Here is a 15,416-nt window from a genome sequence, read left to right as displayed (position 1 = left end):
TACACCGAAACCCACTTATCACAAAACCCCAATCACAAAGACCTGATCCATGCCTGCAAACTCCCCCATTTCCTCCGTCTGTGTTTTCTGCGGTTCTCGCTTTGGCACGAACCCCGCTTTTGAACAGGCCGCCAAAGACCTTGGTACAACGCTCGCAGATCGTCACATACAGCTCGTCTATGGGGCGGGTGATGTGGGCTTAATGGGCACAGTGGCCAACGCCTGCCAAGCCGCAGGCGGCGAAACCTTTGGCGTGATCCCCGAATATTTGATGGGCTTGGAGGTGGGCAAACGCGACCTCACCCATTTTATCGTCACCGAAAACATGCACGAACGCAAAAAGGTGATGTTCATGAACGCCGATGCCATTGTCACACTCCCCGGGGGCGCAGGATCGTTAGAAGAGTTTTTCGAAGTCCTCACATGGTCTCAACTCGGTCTTCACGACAAACCGATATTCCTGCTCAACGTCGAAGGCTACTGGGATCCGCTCGTCACCCTCATAGACCACCAAATCGCCTCAGGCTTCGCCGACGCGTCCTTGCGTGATTTGTTTACGGTTGTGCCCACCGTAAACGATCTTATGGCTCAGCTTTAAAACAAAAAGCCCCGCAGAACACTGCGGGGCTTTCAAAATTCAGGAATGACGGGAAATTACAGGCGGGACGCCACGTTTTCCCAGTTTACCAAGTTATCCAAGAAATTCGTCAGATACGCAGGGCGTTTGTTACGGAAATCAATGTAATAGGAATGCTCCCACACATCACAGCCGAGCAGCGCAGTTTGACCGAAACACAATGGGTTCACACCGTTTTCTGTCTTCGTCACTTTCAAACCGCCGTCAGCGTCTTTTACCAGCCAGCACCAGCCGGAGCCAAACTGCCCAGCACCCGCTGCGCCGAATTCTTCTTTGAATTTATCAACAGACCCAAAGCTGTCTTTGATCGCCGCTTCCAACTCGGATGGCATGTTGCGCCCCGTTGGGCCCATCATTTCCCAGAATTGGTTGTGGTTCCACAACTGGCTGATGTTGTTGAAAATGCCGTTTTGCGCAACGCTGGACGAGTCATATGTGCCAACGATGATTTCTTCCATGGACTTATCTGCCCATTCAGTACCAGCGATCAGCTTGTTGCCATTGTCCACATAGGCTTTGTGGTGCAGATCGTGGTGGTATTCCAACGTTTCTTTGGACATGCCGCCATCGGCCAGCGCGTCGTGTGCATAGGGAAGGTTTGGAAGTTCAAAAGCCATCTGTGCCTCTTTCTCAAAAATTAATGCCAGCAAAATGCACTGGCGTCCGCCTCTGTATATAGCGGTTCTGCCCTTCAGGGAAAGGCGGATTTTCGACGCCTACCAGATTAGCGCCGCACCACTTCATTGATCGACGCGTTCACAATCTCACACGAGCCCTTGGCGCTAAACCGATCGCGCACGCCGTCTGGGGCCGCCCGCATCAAAATCTTATTACCACCCCGCAAAATCGTGGCGCGATATTCGATTTCGGTTGGAACAGAGGATGGTCGATCTCGACTGCGCATTTCGCTCGAGTTTCGATACCGTCCCGTTTTCCACCTCAATTCGACCCGCACAGAATTTTCCGCGTGTACCCGCGTGGGCGCAAAACCATTCAACGTCGAAAATGTAATCGGGTCATAGGTTTGCCCCATGGTTTCATCAGAGCTGATCTGCACAACCAACTTTTCAGGCAGCCAGCCCGAATTGCGTGCATCATGCAGTTCACAAATGAAGGTTTCCGCCATACTGGCGGTCCCCGAAAGGCCGATTGCAAAGGCCGCAATCGCTAACTTGGTCTGTTTCATGTGAATAAACCTAGAGCCAAAAGGTTAATTTCCAAGCGACTTTAGCAAATAGTTTCAAACAGGAAGCACGGCCAAGGCCACGCGGCGCCCCTCAGACAGCAGGATATTATAGGTGCGACAGGCGCTCGGGCTCGACATCACTTCAATTGCGACACCCGCATTTTCCAGTGTTTCGCGGATATCTTTTGGCACAGGGGCAATATCTGCACCCGTTCCGACAAACACAAAATCATAGGTGCCAACAGAGTCGATCAAAGGCGTTAAATCCGCATACCCGCCCCATGGTTTCACACCCTCCGCCGTCAAAAACATCGCGCCATTATACACCTGATCTGCCACACGAAAAAATCCTGGACCATACCCATCAACGGGAACCTGATCTTCGAATTTCACTTCATTCAGCTGCATATCCATCACCTCACTGCATCACAAACGGCAGGCCCAATATCGCAGACCCAGCAATCACGCCATAGGCCACCAAACGGTAAACCAGCTCTTTTTCAGGGTTAAACAACATCACCCCAATTGCACTGCCCGCCATATAGGGCAGTAACATCAACGCGCCAATAATAAAGGGTTGCAGGCTTAACATTCCCTGCATTGCCATTATCGGGAAAATCAAAATATCCGCCATCAAAAGAAACAAGATCATGTTTGCACGAACCGTTTCAACAGGCAGCTTGCTTGCCATATAAAGCACTGTCACAGGCGGCCCTGGCAATCCCGCGACACCACCCAAAAATCCGCCCAATCCGCCCGTCACAACAATCACCTTTGACGTCAGCGCACGGGTATACCGAAACCCCGAAATCAGCACGATCAACGCAATGAGCGTGGCGATTGACACCACATACCGATAGGTGCTGCCTTCCATCTTTCCGAGCAAATAAACACCAACAGGCAGCATCACAATCATGCCCAGACCCATCAACGCAATATCACGCGGATGCCCTTTGCGCAGTGCATTTGGAACCAACGGCAAGGGCCCAAAGATATCCATACAAACCAGCGACAAAAGCGCCGCAATCGGGTTTAGAACCGCACCTGCAAACGGCAAAAACACCATCGCAGTACCAAACCCCGTGAACCCGCGCACGATCCCTGCCAGCACGGCCCCTATGAAAATCCACCACAGCCCATCAACGGCAAGGGCTGTGGATATGGCATCCATCTTAGGCGTCGATGTTGGCGTATTGGCCACCCGCATTTGCGGCGGCTTCTTTGGACCAATCGCGCTTTACATCCAGTTTTAGCAAAATCGCGGAGGCCACAAACACAGATGAATATGTCCCAACAAGAACACCCCAGATCATCGCAAACACAAAGCCGCGGATCACATCGCCACCCAACACAAACAGCGAAATCAACGCGATCAGCGTGGTCACAGATGTCATCACCGTACGGCTCAGGGTTTCGTTGATCGACAGGTTCAAAACGTCTTTCAACGGCTTCTTTTTGTACTTGCGCAGGTTTTCGCGAACACGGTCAAACACAACCACTGTGTCGTTCAAGGAATAGCCTACAATGGTCAAAAGCGCCGCGATAATCGCCAGATCAAACTTAATCTGCAACAGGCTGAACACGCCGATGGTCAGCACGATATCGTGGACCAGTGCTGCCACAGCACCCACAGAAAACTGCCATTCAAACCGCAACCAGATGTAAAACAACACCGCACACATGGCCAAAACCACCGCAATCACGGCCGTCTGGATCAACTCGCCCGAAACCTTTGGGCCGACGCTTTCCACCTGCGGAAACGTCATCGTACTGTCGAGCGCGTTCAACGCCGCTTTCAAACTCAGGATCAGATCGTTGGAAATTGCTTCATCCCCATCCTGCGCCTGAATGCGGATTTGCGCCACATTCTGATCAGGGTTGGAAATGTCGTTCACCTCAGTGATCGAAATATCGCCCAGATTTAACGGCTCCAACGCCGTGCGGTATGCACCTACATCCACTGCCACTTGGCTGTCCGTGCGGATCGTTGTGCCGCCACGAAAATCAATGCCATAGTTCAGGCCGATCAGGAAAAACACCACAATGGATGCAATCATCGCTAAGATTGACGCGCCAAAGGTGATCTTGTTGACCTTGAAAAAATCAACATTCGTCGATGTCGGGACCAGTTTCAAACGCATAATATTGCTCCCTTACACTTCGATTGATTTGGGACGCACGCGACCCATGTAGATTGAAATTATCAAACGCGTCACCCAGATCGCTGTGAACACTGATGTCAAAATACCCAGCCCCAGCGTGATAGAGAAGCCGCGAACAGGGCCAGAACCCATGACAAACAAGATCACCGCTGCAATAAACGTGGTCACGTTCGCATCAATAATCGCCGAAAACGCACGCTCATACCCCAGCTCAATCGCCCGTGCAGGGCCTTTGGCCGATTTCAACTCTTCTCGGATGCGCTCAAACACCAAAACATTGGCATCCACCGCCATCCCGATGGTCAATACGATCCCTGCAATACCGGGCAGGGTCAACGTGGCTCCAATGGCGCTCAGCAACCCGAAAATCAAACCAACGTTGATGATCAACGCGATATTCGCAAACACCCCGAACAAACCATAACTCAGCCCCATGAACACCAGCACCGCAATAAACGCGACGATACAAGCGATACGCCCTGCATCAATGCTGTCTTGGCCCAACTCTGGCCCAATGGTGCGCTCTTCAAGATAAGTCACTTTGGCAGGCAAGGCCCCTGCCCGCAGCTGGATGGACAGTTTTGCGGTTTCTTCCACACCAAACTGCCCTGTGATAATGCCCGATCCCCCGGGGATATGGCTGCGGATCACAGGGGCGGATAGCACTTCGTCATCCAACACAATCGCAAAGGCCGTGCCAATGTTGTTGGCGGTGTATTCACCAAAAATCCGCGCACCCGCTGGGTTCAAACGAAAGTTAATGGCTGGCTGATTGTTCTGATCAAACGCCGCCTGCGCATCCACCAAATGCTCGCCCGAAATCACAGGCGATTTGGTCAACACATAATACACGCCTGGCTCATCTTCTGCAGGCAACAGCAACTGGCGTGAGTTTACCCGTGAGGATTGATCACCCGTGCGCGTTTCCACTGTATGAAACGTCAGCTTTGCCGTGGTTCCGATCAGTTCTTTCAACTCTTCAGCAGACCCAATACCCGGCACTTGGATCAAAACCCGATCATTGCCTTGGCGTTGAATGGTCGGCTCTCGCGTCCCTGCCTCATCCACACGACGGCGCACGATCTCGAGCGTTTGCTCCATCGTGCGCTGATCTGTGGCCAATTTTTCGGCCTCAGACAGCTGAACAATCACATCCGCCCCATCAGAGCTGACATCAATGTCAAACGTGCCCGCACCAGTCAGCGACAAAATGGGCTGTGCCAAAGTGCGCACCGCGGCCACCGCTTCGCCAATCGCCTCCGGTTGGGAAATGCGAACCCGCAATTGATCGTCAGGTCCATCTTGGCGGCGAATGGTGCCAATGGTGGCACGCTGCTCACGCAACACATCCCGCACTTCTGGCCACATGCCGTCGATACGCGCCGCATAAACCTCTTGCAATTGAACCGCCGCCAGCAAATGCGCCCCACCGCGCAAGTCCAAGCCCAAGTTCACCAAGGAAGAAGGCAGATAGTTGGGATACCCATCCAATTGCGCCTGCAGCTCGGGGGAAATCGCTGATCCTTCGGGCAGCTGCGCAATGGTCGCCTTGGCATCATTGTGCAGTTCTACCTTTGTGTATTGCAAGTTGGGCGCAGCCAATAAAACGCCAAAAACGCAGACGCCCCAAATAACAATTTTCTTCCAAAGTGGGAATTGAAGCATGGTCCGCCCTTATTGCGAATGTGTTAATTTACAACCACTTAACCGTGATTACGTTGTTGGCTCGGTCTTGTTCAGAACGGTCTGAATTGTGGACTGTACAACACGCACTTTCACGCCTGTGGCCAGTTCAACTTCGACTTCGTTGTCTTCTTTAACCTTGGTCACTTTGCCGATCAAACCGCCAGCCGTAACAACCTGATCCCCTTTGCGCAGGGCATCCACCATTGCACGATGCTCTTTCATCTTTTTCTGCTGTGGGCGGATCATCAAAAAGTACATGATGGCAAAGATCAAAATCAGGGGAACAAACCCACCGATACCACCTAATCCACCACCAGCGGCCTGAGCATAAGCAGGACTTGCAAACATATCATTTTCCTTTGTGAGAGGCGGCCAGATCGGCCACCGAAATTTCGCGTGGAACCTAGACTTTCAGATGGGGGATAGCAACCCGTCTGGCAAGAGGGAAAGCAAGGAATCTCCAATCGAATCGCGGTTTTATGAGCGTCCGCCCCCAATCCGTCCGATTTTTTCACCTTGTTTCCATCTATGGCCGAAACGCCCAAAGGTGTGTCCCACCGTTTCAATTATGGAAACTGTCACATGCAATTGCACATTATCTGCCCCTCATTTGCATCAAAATTGTTGAAAATTAACCAAATTAAGCGCAGCCTATCAAAGTTGCTGCAAAACAATTACTGATTGCGTGCCTTTTGGGGGGGTACATTTTATGGAAAAGACGGAAACGGGGCTGGTCTTTGATCTGCCGCCCTTCACCATTCCAAATTCGCTAGATGCGCAAACCATGCCTTGGGCCATTGCCGCTGTGGTTTTGTTGCTCATTCTTGCCCTGCGCTACAAAATCTGGCGCGGTTGGAAACGTCGCCTCAACCTGTTTCGCCGTACCGAAAAGCCCCTTTTGAAATTTATCGGTTGGCTGTCTGTGCTGATCTCCCCTCTCTGGGTTGCCCTCATCTTCCTCGTATTTTTCTCAATCTGGAAACTGGCCACCACCTTTGGGCAGGCCATTGGCGTTGAAAGCATGCGCTGGCATGTGTTGGCCATCGTGGGCATGATCGCTGCCCTCGGCGGCCTCTTGTCCATCCCCCTTCTCATCATGAATGCCTTTCACGCCGAACGCCGCACCCGCGCATCCGAGGAAAGCTATTTGACGGATCGCATTGCCCAAGCCGTCGAAAAGCTTGGCTCTGAACGCATCGTATGGCGCGACAACAAACAATCCTCTGAACCCAACCTAGAGGTGCGCATGGGCGCGCTGTACCTGTTGGAACTTATCGCCAAAGACAGCCCGCGCGACCACGTCCCCATCGCAGAGACCATCTGTGCCTACATCCGCGAAAACGCCAACGCGCCGCACATCGACACAGTCACAACCCGCGAAAATGAAAAGGCGGCTGCCAAACGGCTCAAGATTAAAACATCCGAACTGGACGCCAGCGACAAAGCCGCTTGCCTGACCTATGCCGTCCCCCGTGCCGATGTGCAGGCGGCGGCCACCATTTTGGGCCGTCGATCTTTGGATGCCATTGATCTGGAAGTGCGCGAAAAATACGTCCTTGATCTGCGCGGTGTTCATCTGGATCGCATTGATTGGTCCAACGCCAACTTGGCCAACGCCATTTTGGACGGGGCCAGCCTCAATCACGCTTCCCTTTGCGTTACCAACCTGCGCGGCGCACGTCTGAAAGACGCCAGCCTTGAAAGCGCCGACCTCTTCAAAGCCAACTTGACCGAAGCATGGCTCTCTGGTGCGAAACTCTCAAATGCTTGGCTGGATTGGGCAGTTTTCCATGGCTCACAGCTGTCTTTGGCCAAATTCCAAAACGCCAATTTTTCTGCAACTGAACTCAGCTATGCCGCCGTCAAAAACGCTGATTTCACAAACGCCAAACACCTTGGCGTTGAACAACTGGCCGACAGTGTGGGCGATGCCTCTACGATTTTGCCAGTGAACATTCTGATGCCCCAAACCGAAACATGGACAGACAAGGTCCTGCCGTCTGAAACCTTCTTCAGCCTGTGGCGCAATGTGAAGAAACAAGCAGGGCTAACCTGACGTTTCTTTGGGGTCCGCGCAATTAATCCGCGCGATAATCAGCACAGGATCTGATTTTGGGTCCACTCGTTTGATATCGCATTGTGTGGCGAGCTTTATCGCCAACACCCCCGCGTCCGCCGCTGTTTGCAGGGATTTAATTCCTACACGGTTTAACCGCACCGCTTGGGCCTCTGTCTTGGTGTAATATACCTTGTAATCATTGCCCGCGACAGACAGTTGATCCACTTGGTCATACTGAAATCCAAACCGCGGCGTGTCACAGGCGGCAACAGCCAGCAGTGGAACAATAAGGGATAGAATGGCAGCTCTCATAATCGCCATCTTTGAAACAGTGTTGTTAATAAATCCCTAACGCGCACCAGCACGCCACCAACCATTGCACCGCCGCGCGACCTGCGGTATCCCCGCGCTACATTTTGCACACTCATGAAAGGCTAGAGGAAAATGCATGACATTCGACTGATCCGTGAAAACCCTGAAGGGTTCGATGCCGCACTGGCAAAGCGTGGATTGGCCCCGTTGTCGTCCCAAATCCTCGAAATCGACGAGAGCCGTCGCGCCAAAATCACCGCCGCTGAAACCGCGCTTGCGGATCGCAACGCTGCCAGCAAACAGGTCGGTGCCGCCAAAGCCCAAGGTTTAGAAGAAGAATTCGAACGCCTTCGCGCCCTTGTGGCCGACAAAAAGGCCCAAATCGGCATTTTGGAAGACGAAGCCAAAGACGAAGATGAACGCCTGCAAGAATTGCTCGCAACCATCCCGAACTTGCCACATGACGATGTTCCAGAAGGGGCCGACGAAGAAGACAACGTCGAAATCCACCGCTGGGGCACGCCTGTCGAACTCGATTTCGAAGCAAAAGAGCATTACGACCTGCCCGCCGTCCAAGGCAGCATGGATTTCGAAACCGCCGCCAAACTGTCTGGCTCTCGTTTCGTTGTCATGTCTGGTGCTGTGGCGCGTGCTCACCGCGCACTTGCACAATTCATGATCGACACGCACACTTCAGAAAACGGCCTGACAGAGGTAAACACCCCTGTTCTGGTTCGTGACGAAGCGATGCACGGCACAGGGCAACTCCCGAAATTCGCCGAAGACAGCTATCAAACAACCAACGGCTGGTGGCTGATCCCCACATCCGAAGTCACGCTCACAAACCTCGTGGCTGGCGAAATGGTGGACGAAGACACCCTGCCCCGCCGTTATACCGCGCATTCCTTATGCTTCCGCTCCGAAGCAGGCAGCGCGGGCCGTGACACATCTGGCATGTTGCGCCAGCACCAATTCGAAAAAGTCGAAATGGTCAGCGTCACCAAACCCGAAGACAGCCTTGCCGAGTTGGACCGTATGACAGACTGCGCCCAAGGTATTTTGGAACGTCTGGAACTGCCCTACCGCACGGTTGTTCTGTGTACGGGTGACATGGGCTTTGGCGCGCGCAAAACCCACGACATCGAAGTCTGGTTGCCGGGCCAAAACACCTACCGCGAGATCAGCTCTTGCTCAGTCTGTGGCGATTTCCAGGCCCGCCGCATGAATGCCCGCTTCAAACGCGCAGGCGAGAAAAAGCCAGAGTTTGTCCATACACTCAACGGCTCTGGCCTTGCTGTGGGCCGTTGCTTGATCGCAGTGCTGGAAAACGGCCAACAGGCCGATGGCTCTGTGGAATTGCCAAAGGCACTCCACCCTTGGCTTGGCGGCAAAACTCGCATCAACGCCGATGGGCAAATGGCCTGAACCTAAAATGCAAAACGCCGCCCCATTGGGCGGCGTTTTCGATTCTAAGCATCCGATTTACAAATAAGGCTCTGGGTTCACGCTTTCCGTGCCACGGCGAATTTCAAAATGCAAAAACGCGGGGCTGCCGCCTGCCACTTTACCGATGGATTGCCCACGGCTAACGCTCTGACCTTTGCTCACAGCCACATCCGACACATTCGAATACACTGTGTACAGATTGTCAGGATGGCGGATCAAAACGATCTTGGTGTTACCACCCGCAGATGACACAAGCGCCACCTCGCCGTTTTCCGCCGCCTTCACTGATGTTCCCTTGGCCGCCGCAATGTCCAAACCTTCGTTCCCGCCAGGTTTGTTGGAATACCCGCGCAAGACTTCGCCAGACACAGGCCGCAACAACTTACGCGATGCGCCAACGGGTGTGCGGTCCTGCACCAAATCTGGGCTTTCTGGGATAACCGCCGTTTCAACCGCATCTGGCAGCGGATCATCCGCACTTGGCGGGATCGGCGTAATCGAACCTTCCCCGGGTGCGGGTTCTTCCACCACGAAATCATTGTCTTGTGACTTAACACTGCCGTCTTCCACAACTGGGATCAGCAAACGCTGTCCTTCACGCACGGCCAAATCTTTGCCCAACCCATTCCAACTGGCCAATGCGGGCACAGACACACGGTATAACCGCGCAATGGAATAAATCGTTTCACCTGGTTCCACCACATGTCGGATCGGCTCTGGCCCATCTTGCACCGCCACTTTGGGGGCCGCATCATTGGCCCGCCCAATGGCCGATTGCGCAATCGCTTCCAAACTGTTTGGGCTCGCCACCGCATCCGCATCGGACGCTTCAACAGGAATAACTGTCCCCTTGGGCAAGGCTAAAACTTCGCCCGAGCGGGGCAGATAATCCGCTGGCAACCCGTTGTAACGGGCCAATTCCGCACCCGTCAGGCCAACGCGACCTGCCACATCGTTCATCGTGTCATTGCGCCGCGCAACGATCACCTGATAATTGGGATAAGTGATCAAACCACGACTATCGGGCTTGGGTCGCGGGGCAACATTGCCCTGCTCTGCCGCACCAGCGGTGGGGCGTCGATCCAACCGTTCGCTCAGATTTCCAAGGTCAAAACCGCCTTCACAGGCCGTAAGCAAAAAAACGCCACCTGTCAGCATCAGCGCAAATTTGCGCGCTTTTGGGAGACCAATCACCATACTGCATACCTCAATCATTGCCCGTTTTTGGGCTTATCGTTTAGGGTTCCTGCGCAACCCCTTCTACCAATGGCACAAATCGAACGGGTTCTAACTCTGTGTATTCAAAGCCGTTTTCTGTTTTTTCGACCTTGATCAGATGTTGAACCGCATCCGTTTGCCCCACGGGCAACACCATTATACCGCCCACACGCAATTGCGCCAAGAGGTTTGCAGGCGGGTCTTCCGCCGCTGCGGTTAATAAAATACGATCAAACGGCGCTTGATCTGCCAAACCTTGGCTCCCGTCGCCTGTCATAACGATCACATTCACCAACCGCATCTCGTCAATCAACCGACGCGCATCCCGCGCCAATCCACGGTGGCGCTCAATCGTGTAAACCCGTCGCGCCAGATGGGACAGGATCGCCGCCTGATACCCAGACCCCGTTCCAATCTCCAACACTTTATCGCGTGGCTGCACATTCAACGCCGCCGTCATTTTGCCCACAATCGAAGGCTGGCTGATCGTTTGCCCACTGGCAATTGGAATGGCCAAATCTTCATACGCACGGGGCGCGAAATGCCCCTGCACAAAGTCATGGCGCGGCACTTTTTCCATGGCCGCCAACACTTTGGCGTCCGTTACCCCTGCCGCACGCAGGGCAAACATGAATTGCATCTTGGTTTGCGCATCAACCATCAGTCGAAAATCTCTTGTATTTGCCCCATTTTCTCATGGGCGGTTAGGTCAACTCGCATTGGTGTCACTGATACAAAATCGTTTAGATTGGCATGCACATCTGTGCCCGGGGCCGTTGGCTGATCCTGCGGCCCCCCTTGGATGAACAGAAACTTCTTCATGCCTACGTCATGGGGGGCCACGCTAAACTCCACATTTTCACGCCAGCCCTGCGTCACCGCTTTGATGCCCTTAACCTCTGCCCCAGAACAGGGCGGGAAATTCACGTTGTAAAACAACTCGTAAGGCCCTTCATGCCACGGGGCCTCTTCGATCAACTTACGCACGACCTCAACACCCGCCTTGCGCGATGCTTCAAATGTGTCGTCCAAGTCTCTGTTTTTCGGGCCATAATACTGGGACAGCGCAATGGATTTCACATGATGCAAAACCGCTTCCATACAGGCCCCGATGGTCCCAGAATATAGCGTGTTATCCGCCGCGTTATTGCCCCGATTGACCCCAGACAAAACGATATCTGGCGGGCAATCTTTCATCACCTCGAACAAACCAGCTAACACACAATCCGCTGGCGATCCCGTCACCGAATACCGTCGCTCACTGTGTTTGATCAGCTGGACAGGGTTGGAATAAGAAATGCAATGCCCCACACCAGATTGCTCATACGCAGGCGCAACCGTCCAAACATTGTCTTCTCCAGCAATCGCACAGGCGATTTCATGCAGAACGGTCAAACCCTCCGCACCAATACCATCGTCATTCGTAATTAGGATACGCACCGCACTTTGCCCTCATGATAAATGTGATCTAACGCCACTCGCTTCGTTGCTACCCCAAGTGGCCTCTCATGAAAAGAAGCAAATCACCGCTTTGTCCATGCCACCGCAAGGGAAACCTTGACAGCTTGGGGCGCAAACTCAACACTTACACCATGAACGCCTGCACATGTCTGCCGTGCCGCGTGCCCCCAAACCAACAGGAGCTGCCCCAAATGTCTGCCAAATTCCTATCAACCATTTCCGCTCTCGCGCTCAGCGCCACCGCAGCCACAGCAGATTATTCACTGACAATCCTGCACACCAACGATTTCCACGCCCGTTTTGAACCCATCAGCAAATACGACAGCGGATGCGGCGAAGAAGACAACGCCGAAGGCAAATGTTTTGGCGGTTCCGCCCGTCTGGTCACGGCCATCGCTGACGCACGCAAACGCTCTAACAATTCAATCCTTGTGGATGGCGGCGACCAATTCCAAGGCTCGCTGTTTTACACCTATTACAAAGGCAAACTCGCCGCCGAAATGATGAACAAGATGGGCTATGACGGTATGACCGTCGGCAACCATGAATTTGACGATGGCCCTGAAGTGCTGCGCGGCTTTATGGATGCCGTAAACTTCCCCGTCCTAATGTCCAACGCCGATGTATCCGCCGAAGAAATCCTCGCGGGTAAACTGGAAAAATCCGCCGTGATTGTAAGGGGTGGCGAAAAAATTGGCCTGATCGGCCTTACCCCCGAAGACACACATGAACTGGCCTCCCCTGGTGAAAACATCACATTTTCCGATCCCGTGGCCGCCGTTCAGGGTGAGGTGGACAAACTCACCGCCCAAGGTGTGAACAAAATCATCGTCCTGTCCCACTCTGGCTATGTGGTGGATCAGAAAGTCGCCGCCGAAACCACCGGCGTTGACGTGATCGTGGGTGGGCATTCCAACACGTTGCTGTCCAACACCAATGACCGCGCAGCGGGTCCCTACCCCACAATGATCGGCTCCACCGCGATTGTGCAGGCCTACGCCTACGGCAAATTTTTGGGCGAATTGAATGTCACCTTCAATGACGCTGGCGAATTAACCGCCGCAACGGGCGAACCACTCGTAATGGACGGCACAGTCGTTGAAGATTCCGACACCAAAGCCCGCATCGCCGAGGCCGCGCAACCGCTTGATGAAATCCGCAACAAAGTTGTGGCCAGCGCCGCCGCCCCCATCGAAGGGGACCGTGGCGTCTGCCGCATTCAAGAATGCGAAATGGGCAACCTTGTGGCGGATGCCCTGCTCGACCGCGTCAAAGACCAAGGCGTTACCATTGCCATTGTCAACTCTGGTGGCGTGCGGGCGTCGATGGATGCAGGCGAAGTCACCATGGGCGAAGTCCTGACCGTGCTGCCGTTCCAAAACACGCTCTCCACCTTCCAAGTCTCAGGCCAAACCATTGTCGACGCTCTTGAAAACGGCGTGTCCCAAGTGGAAGAGGTCAAAGGCCGCTTCCCCCAAGTGGCAGGTCTGAAATTCACATGGGACATCACAGTGGCCCCCAACGAAGGCCGCGTTTCTGATGTGATGGTCGCAACAGACAACGGATTTGCCCCCATTGATTTAAACGCAACCTACAACGTCACAACCAACAACTATGTGCGTGGCGGCGGCGATGGATATGCGATGTTCCGCGATGCGAAAAACGCCTATGACTACGGCCCAGATGTGGCCGATGTTCTGGCGGAATACATGGCAAAGTCGGGGAATTACCAACCCTACACAGATGGCCGCATCACAGCCAAATGATCGTGCGCAAAACTCTCTTCCTCAGCGCGGCACTCGCCGCGCTGGGAACGTCGACCCTCGCACAACAAAGCTGCTTTGCCCGCCACTATGATACCGAACATCTGCGCAAAAACCCTGAACAAGTGATCGACAGCATCGCCATCCGGTTTGAAGGCCCCGCCACAGATAAATCCAACACTGGCGAATGGGGCGACACCACCGTGTTCTTTCACGGCTCAGACACCAAATACACCCAAACCCTTTATTGTTCGTCATACGACGGATCGCATTATTGCGGTGTCGAATGCGACGGGGGACGCGCAGAAATCAAATGGAAAAATCGCGAAACGATCTATCTGAAAACCGATGGGTTTGTGGTCTCTGGCGGCTGTGATGACGCGGCATCCGACACACGTCTGGTCAAAGACAAAACCGACGGCTTTACCACTTTCCGCCTCAACCGCGCCTCGATGGACAACTGCCCGCCTTTGGACGACTAAGCCCCTATTTCAGCTCTACCTCAACAAAGCTGATGGTCGTGTCGCTCGTGTTAATCACATTATGCTCCACACCCTCTTCACGGCGATAAGCCGTTCCCGCAGGGATATTCACCTCTGACGTGGTCCCATCGGGATGCTCCAACAACATCAGCAAATCCGTGACCGCCGTGATCACATAATCATACGCATGAGTATGCCAGCCTGTTTCCGCACCAGGCGCAAAATCAAACCGCGTTACACGCACCCGCGCGTCATCAATCATCTGGGTCGCAACGGCTTGTGGCTTTGGCATCGGGAATTTCCTTTTGGATTTGTTAGGACAAAAGAAACAGGCAATCAGCACCCTGTCAAATGCGCAATCCCATGTTAGGCATAAGGGGACGATTCCTCAGCAGAAAGACACCTCATGGCCGATCTCTTTAACGAAGACCTGTTCCTCAAAGGTTTGGAACAACGCAAATCCACCCTTGGGGCGGAATACGTGGAAAAGAACCTTGCCGCTGCGGATGAATTCACCCAACCGTTTCAAGAAGCAATGACAGCATGGTGCTGGGGCTTTGGTTGGGGCGATGATGTGATCCCTGCCAAAACCCGCTCCATGATGAACCTCGCCATGCTCGGCGCGCTTGGTAAAATGCACGAATGGGAAATCCACTGTCGTGGCGCACTGACAAACGGCGTCACCAAAGAAGAAATCCGCGCCATCATCCATGTGGTCGGCATTTACTGCGGCGTCCCCCAATCGCTAGAATGTTTTCGCGTGGCTCGAAAGGTGCTGGAAGAAGCTGGTGAACTTTAGGGTCTGTGGACAATCCGTCTCGCGCTGAGGGGGCATGGTGATTGCCCACTGGCATTAGATCGCCAACCCGCGTCACAACACCGACTCAATGAAAAAACAGAATTTCGCCACAGCTCAACAATTTTGTGATCACGTAAAAAATTCGTGTGATCACAAAATACACAAAATTGCGTGATATCAACAATTATTGGCGTTTTCCCCTTTG

The 15,416-nt window shown here is 53.5% G+C and carries 18 protein-coding genes; 6 read left to right on the top strand and 12 right to left on the bottom strand.

Features of this window, described 5'->3' with window-relative positions; genetic code table 11:
* Window positions 1-49: 49 nt before the first annotated feature.
* A complete protein-coding gene (locus tag QBD29_RS08605) occupies window positions 50-598 on the top strand; it encodes a TIGR00730 family Rossman fold protein (protein WP_280100892.1) in 549 nt (182 codons plus the stop codon).
* A gap of 56 nt (window positions 599-654) precedes the next feature.
* Here the strand turns inward: QBD29_RS08605 and QBD29_RS08600 are convergent, their stop codons facing one another.
* The 7 genes from QBD29_RS08600 to yajC all read right to left on the bottom strand — a co-directional run bounded on the left by QBD29_RS08600 (window position 655) and on the right by yajC (window position 6,019).
* Window positions 655-1,254 carry a superoxide dismutase gene (locus QBD29_RS08600; RefSeq protein ID WP_280100891.1) on the bottom strand — a complete coding sequence of 200 codons (600 nt, stop codon included), beginning with the start codon at window positions 1,252-1,254 and terminating at the stop codon, window positions 655-657.
* 107 nt (window positions 1,255-1,361) lie between these two features.
* The gene (locus tag QBD29_RS08595; RefSeq protein WP_280100890.1) at window positions 1,362-1,823 is read right to left on the bottom strand and encodes a hypothetical protein; all 462 of its coding nucleotides are present in this window, start codon (window positions 1,821-1,823) and stop codon (window positions 1,362-1,364) included.
* 54 nt (window positions 1,824-1,877) lie between these two features.
* Window positions 1,878-2,231: an Mth938-like domain-containing protein gene (locus QBD29_RS08590; protein WP_280100889.1), complete on the bottom strand. Its 354-nt coding sequence runs from the start codon at window positions 2,229-2,231 to the stop codon at window positions 1,878-1,880.
* Window positions 2,232-2,241: 10 nt separating this feature from the next.
* Window positions 2,242-2,994 carry a sulfite exporter TauE/SafE family protein gene (locus QBD29_RS08585; RefSeq protein WP_280100888.1) on the bottom strand — a complete coding sequence of 251 codons (753 nt, stop codon included), beginning with the start codon at window positions 2,992-2,994 and terminating at the stop codon, window positions 2,242-2,244.
* 1 nt (window position 2,995) lies between these two features.
* Window positions 2,996-3,964 carry a protein translocase subunit SecF gene (secF, locus tag QBD29_RS08580; protein ID WP_280100887.1) on the bottom strand — a complete coding sequence of 323 codons (969 nt, stop codon included), beginning with the start codon at window positions 3,962-3,964 and terminating at the stop codon, window positions 2,996-2,998.
* A 12-nt stretch (window positions 3,965-3,976) separates the two neighbouring features.
* The gene (gene secD, locus QBD29_RS08575; RefSeq protein ID WP_280100886.1) at window positions 3,977-5,650 is read right to left on the bottom strand and encodes a protein translocase subunit SecD; all 1,674 of its coding nucleotides are present in this window, start codon (window positions 5,648-5,650) and stop codon (window positions 3,977-3,979) included.
* Window positions 5,651-5,698: 48 nt separating this feature from the next.
* Complete coding sequence (gene yajC, locus QBD29_RS08570; RefSeq protein WP_280100885.1) at window positions 5,699-6,019, bottom strand: preprotein translocase subunit YajC; 321 nt, start codon at window positions 6,017-6,019, stop codon at window positions 5,699-5,701.
* A 361-nt stretch (window positions 6,020-6,380) separates the two neighbouring features.
* Between yajC and QBD29_RS08565 the strand changes: the two genes are divergently transcribed.
* The gene (locus QBD29_RS08565; RefSeq protein WP_280100884.1) at window positions 6,381-7,727 is read left to right on the top strand and encodes a pentapeptide repeat-containing protein; all 1,347 of its coding nucleotides are present in this window, start codon (window positions 6,381-6,383) and stop codon (window positions 7,725-7,727) included.
* Here QBD29_RS08565 and QBD29_RS08560 read toward each other — a convergent pair.
* Entirely contained in the window at window positions 7,719-8,042 is a 324-nt protein-coding gene (locus QBD29_RS08560) for a hypothetical protein (protein ID WP_280100883.1), read from the bottom strand. The two genes, QBD29_RS08565 and QBD29_RS08560, sit on opposite strands and share 9 nt — an antisense overlap.
* A 132-nt stretch (window positions 8,043-8,174) precedes the next feature.
* Here QBD29_RS08560 and serS point away from each other — a divergent pair, with 132 nt between their 5' ends.
* Complete coding sequence (serS, locus tag QBD29_RS08555) at window positions 8,175-9,467, top strand: serine--tRNA ligase (protein WP_280100882.1); 1,293 nt, start codon at window positions 8,175-8,177, stop codon at window positions 9,465-9,467.
* Window positions 9,468-9,524: 57 nt separating this feature from the next.
* Here the strand turns inward: serS and QBD29_RS08550 are convergent, their stop codons facing one another.
* The 3 genes from QBD29_RS08550 to surE are packed head-to-tail and all read right to left on the bottom strand — an operon-like array spanning window position 9,525 to window position 12,146.
* Window positions 9,525-10,685, bottom strand: coding sequence for a peptidoglycan DD-metalloendopeptidase family protein (locus QBD29_RS08550; protein WP_280100881.1), 1,161 nt, complete (start codon window positions 10,683-10,685; stop codon window positions 9,525-9,527).
* A gap of 40 nt (window positions 10,686-10,725) precedes the next feature.
* Complete coding sequence (locus QBD29_RS08545) at window positions 10,726-11,367, bottom strand: protein-L-isoaspartate(D-aspartate) O-methyltransferase (protein WP_280100880.1); 642 nt, start codon at window positions 11,365-11,367, stop codon at window positions 10,726-10,728.
* On the bottom strand, window positions 11,367-12,146 hold the full coding sequence (gene surE, locus QBD29_RS08540; RefSeq protein ID WP_280100879.1) for a 5'/3'-nucleotidase SurE: 780 nt from the start codon (window positions 12,144-12,146) through the stop codon (window positions 11,367-11,369). Before surE ends, QBD29_RS08545 begins: the two co-directional genes overlap by 1 nt.
* A gap of 212 nt (window positions 12,147-12,358) precedes the next feature.
* On the opposite strand from surE, the gene QBD29_RS08535 reads away from it, so the two are divergent.
* Window positions 12,359-13,933, top strand: coding sequence for a bifunctional metallophosphatase/5'-nucleotidase (locus tag QBD29_RS08535; protein ID WP_280100878.1), 1,575 nt, complete (start codon window positions 12,359-12,361; stop codon window positions 13,931-13,933).
* Window positions 13,934-13,935: 2 nt separating this feature from the next.
* A complete protein-coding gene (locus QBD29_RS08530; protein ID WP_280100877.1) occupies window positions 13,936-14,412 on the top strand; it encodes a hypothetical protein in 477 nt (158 codons plus the stop codon).
* A gap of 4 nt (window positions 14,413-14,416) precedes the next feature.
* Here QBD29_RS08530 and QBD29_RS08525 read toward each other — a convergent pair whose 3' ends face one another.
* The gene (locus QBD29_RS08525) at window positions 14,417-14,704 is read right to left on the bottom strand and encodes a cupin domain-containing protein (protein ID WP_280100876.1); all 288 of its coding nucleotides are present in this window, start codon (window positions 14,702-14,704) and stop codon (window positions 14,417-14,419) included.
* A gap of 114 nt (window positions 14,705-14,818) precedes the next feature.
* Between QBD29_RS08525 and QBD29_RS08520 the strand changes: the two genes are divergently transcribed.
* The gene (locus QBD29_RS08520; protein WP_280100875.1) at window positions 14,819-15,211 is read left to right on the top strand and encodes a carboxymuconolactone decarboxylase family protein; all 393 of its coding nucleotides are present in this window, start codon (window positions 14,819-14,821) and stop codon (window positions 15,209-15,211) included.
* Window positions 15,212-15,416 lie beyond the last annotated feature (205 nt).

It is taken from the genome of Amylibacter sp. IMCC11727, assembly GCF_029854195.1.
Lineage (GTDB): Bacteria > Pseudomonadota > Alphaproteobacteria > Rhodobacterales > Rhodobacteraceae > Amylibacter.
The sequence above is the reverse complement of the archived record's forward strand: the minus strand, read 5'-3'. Positions and strand labels throughout refer to the sequence as shown.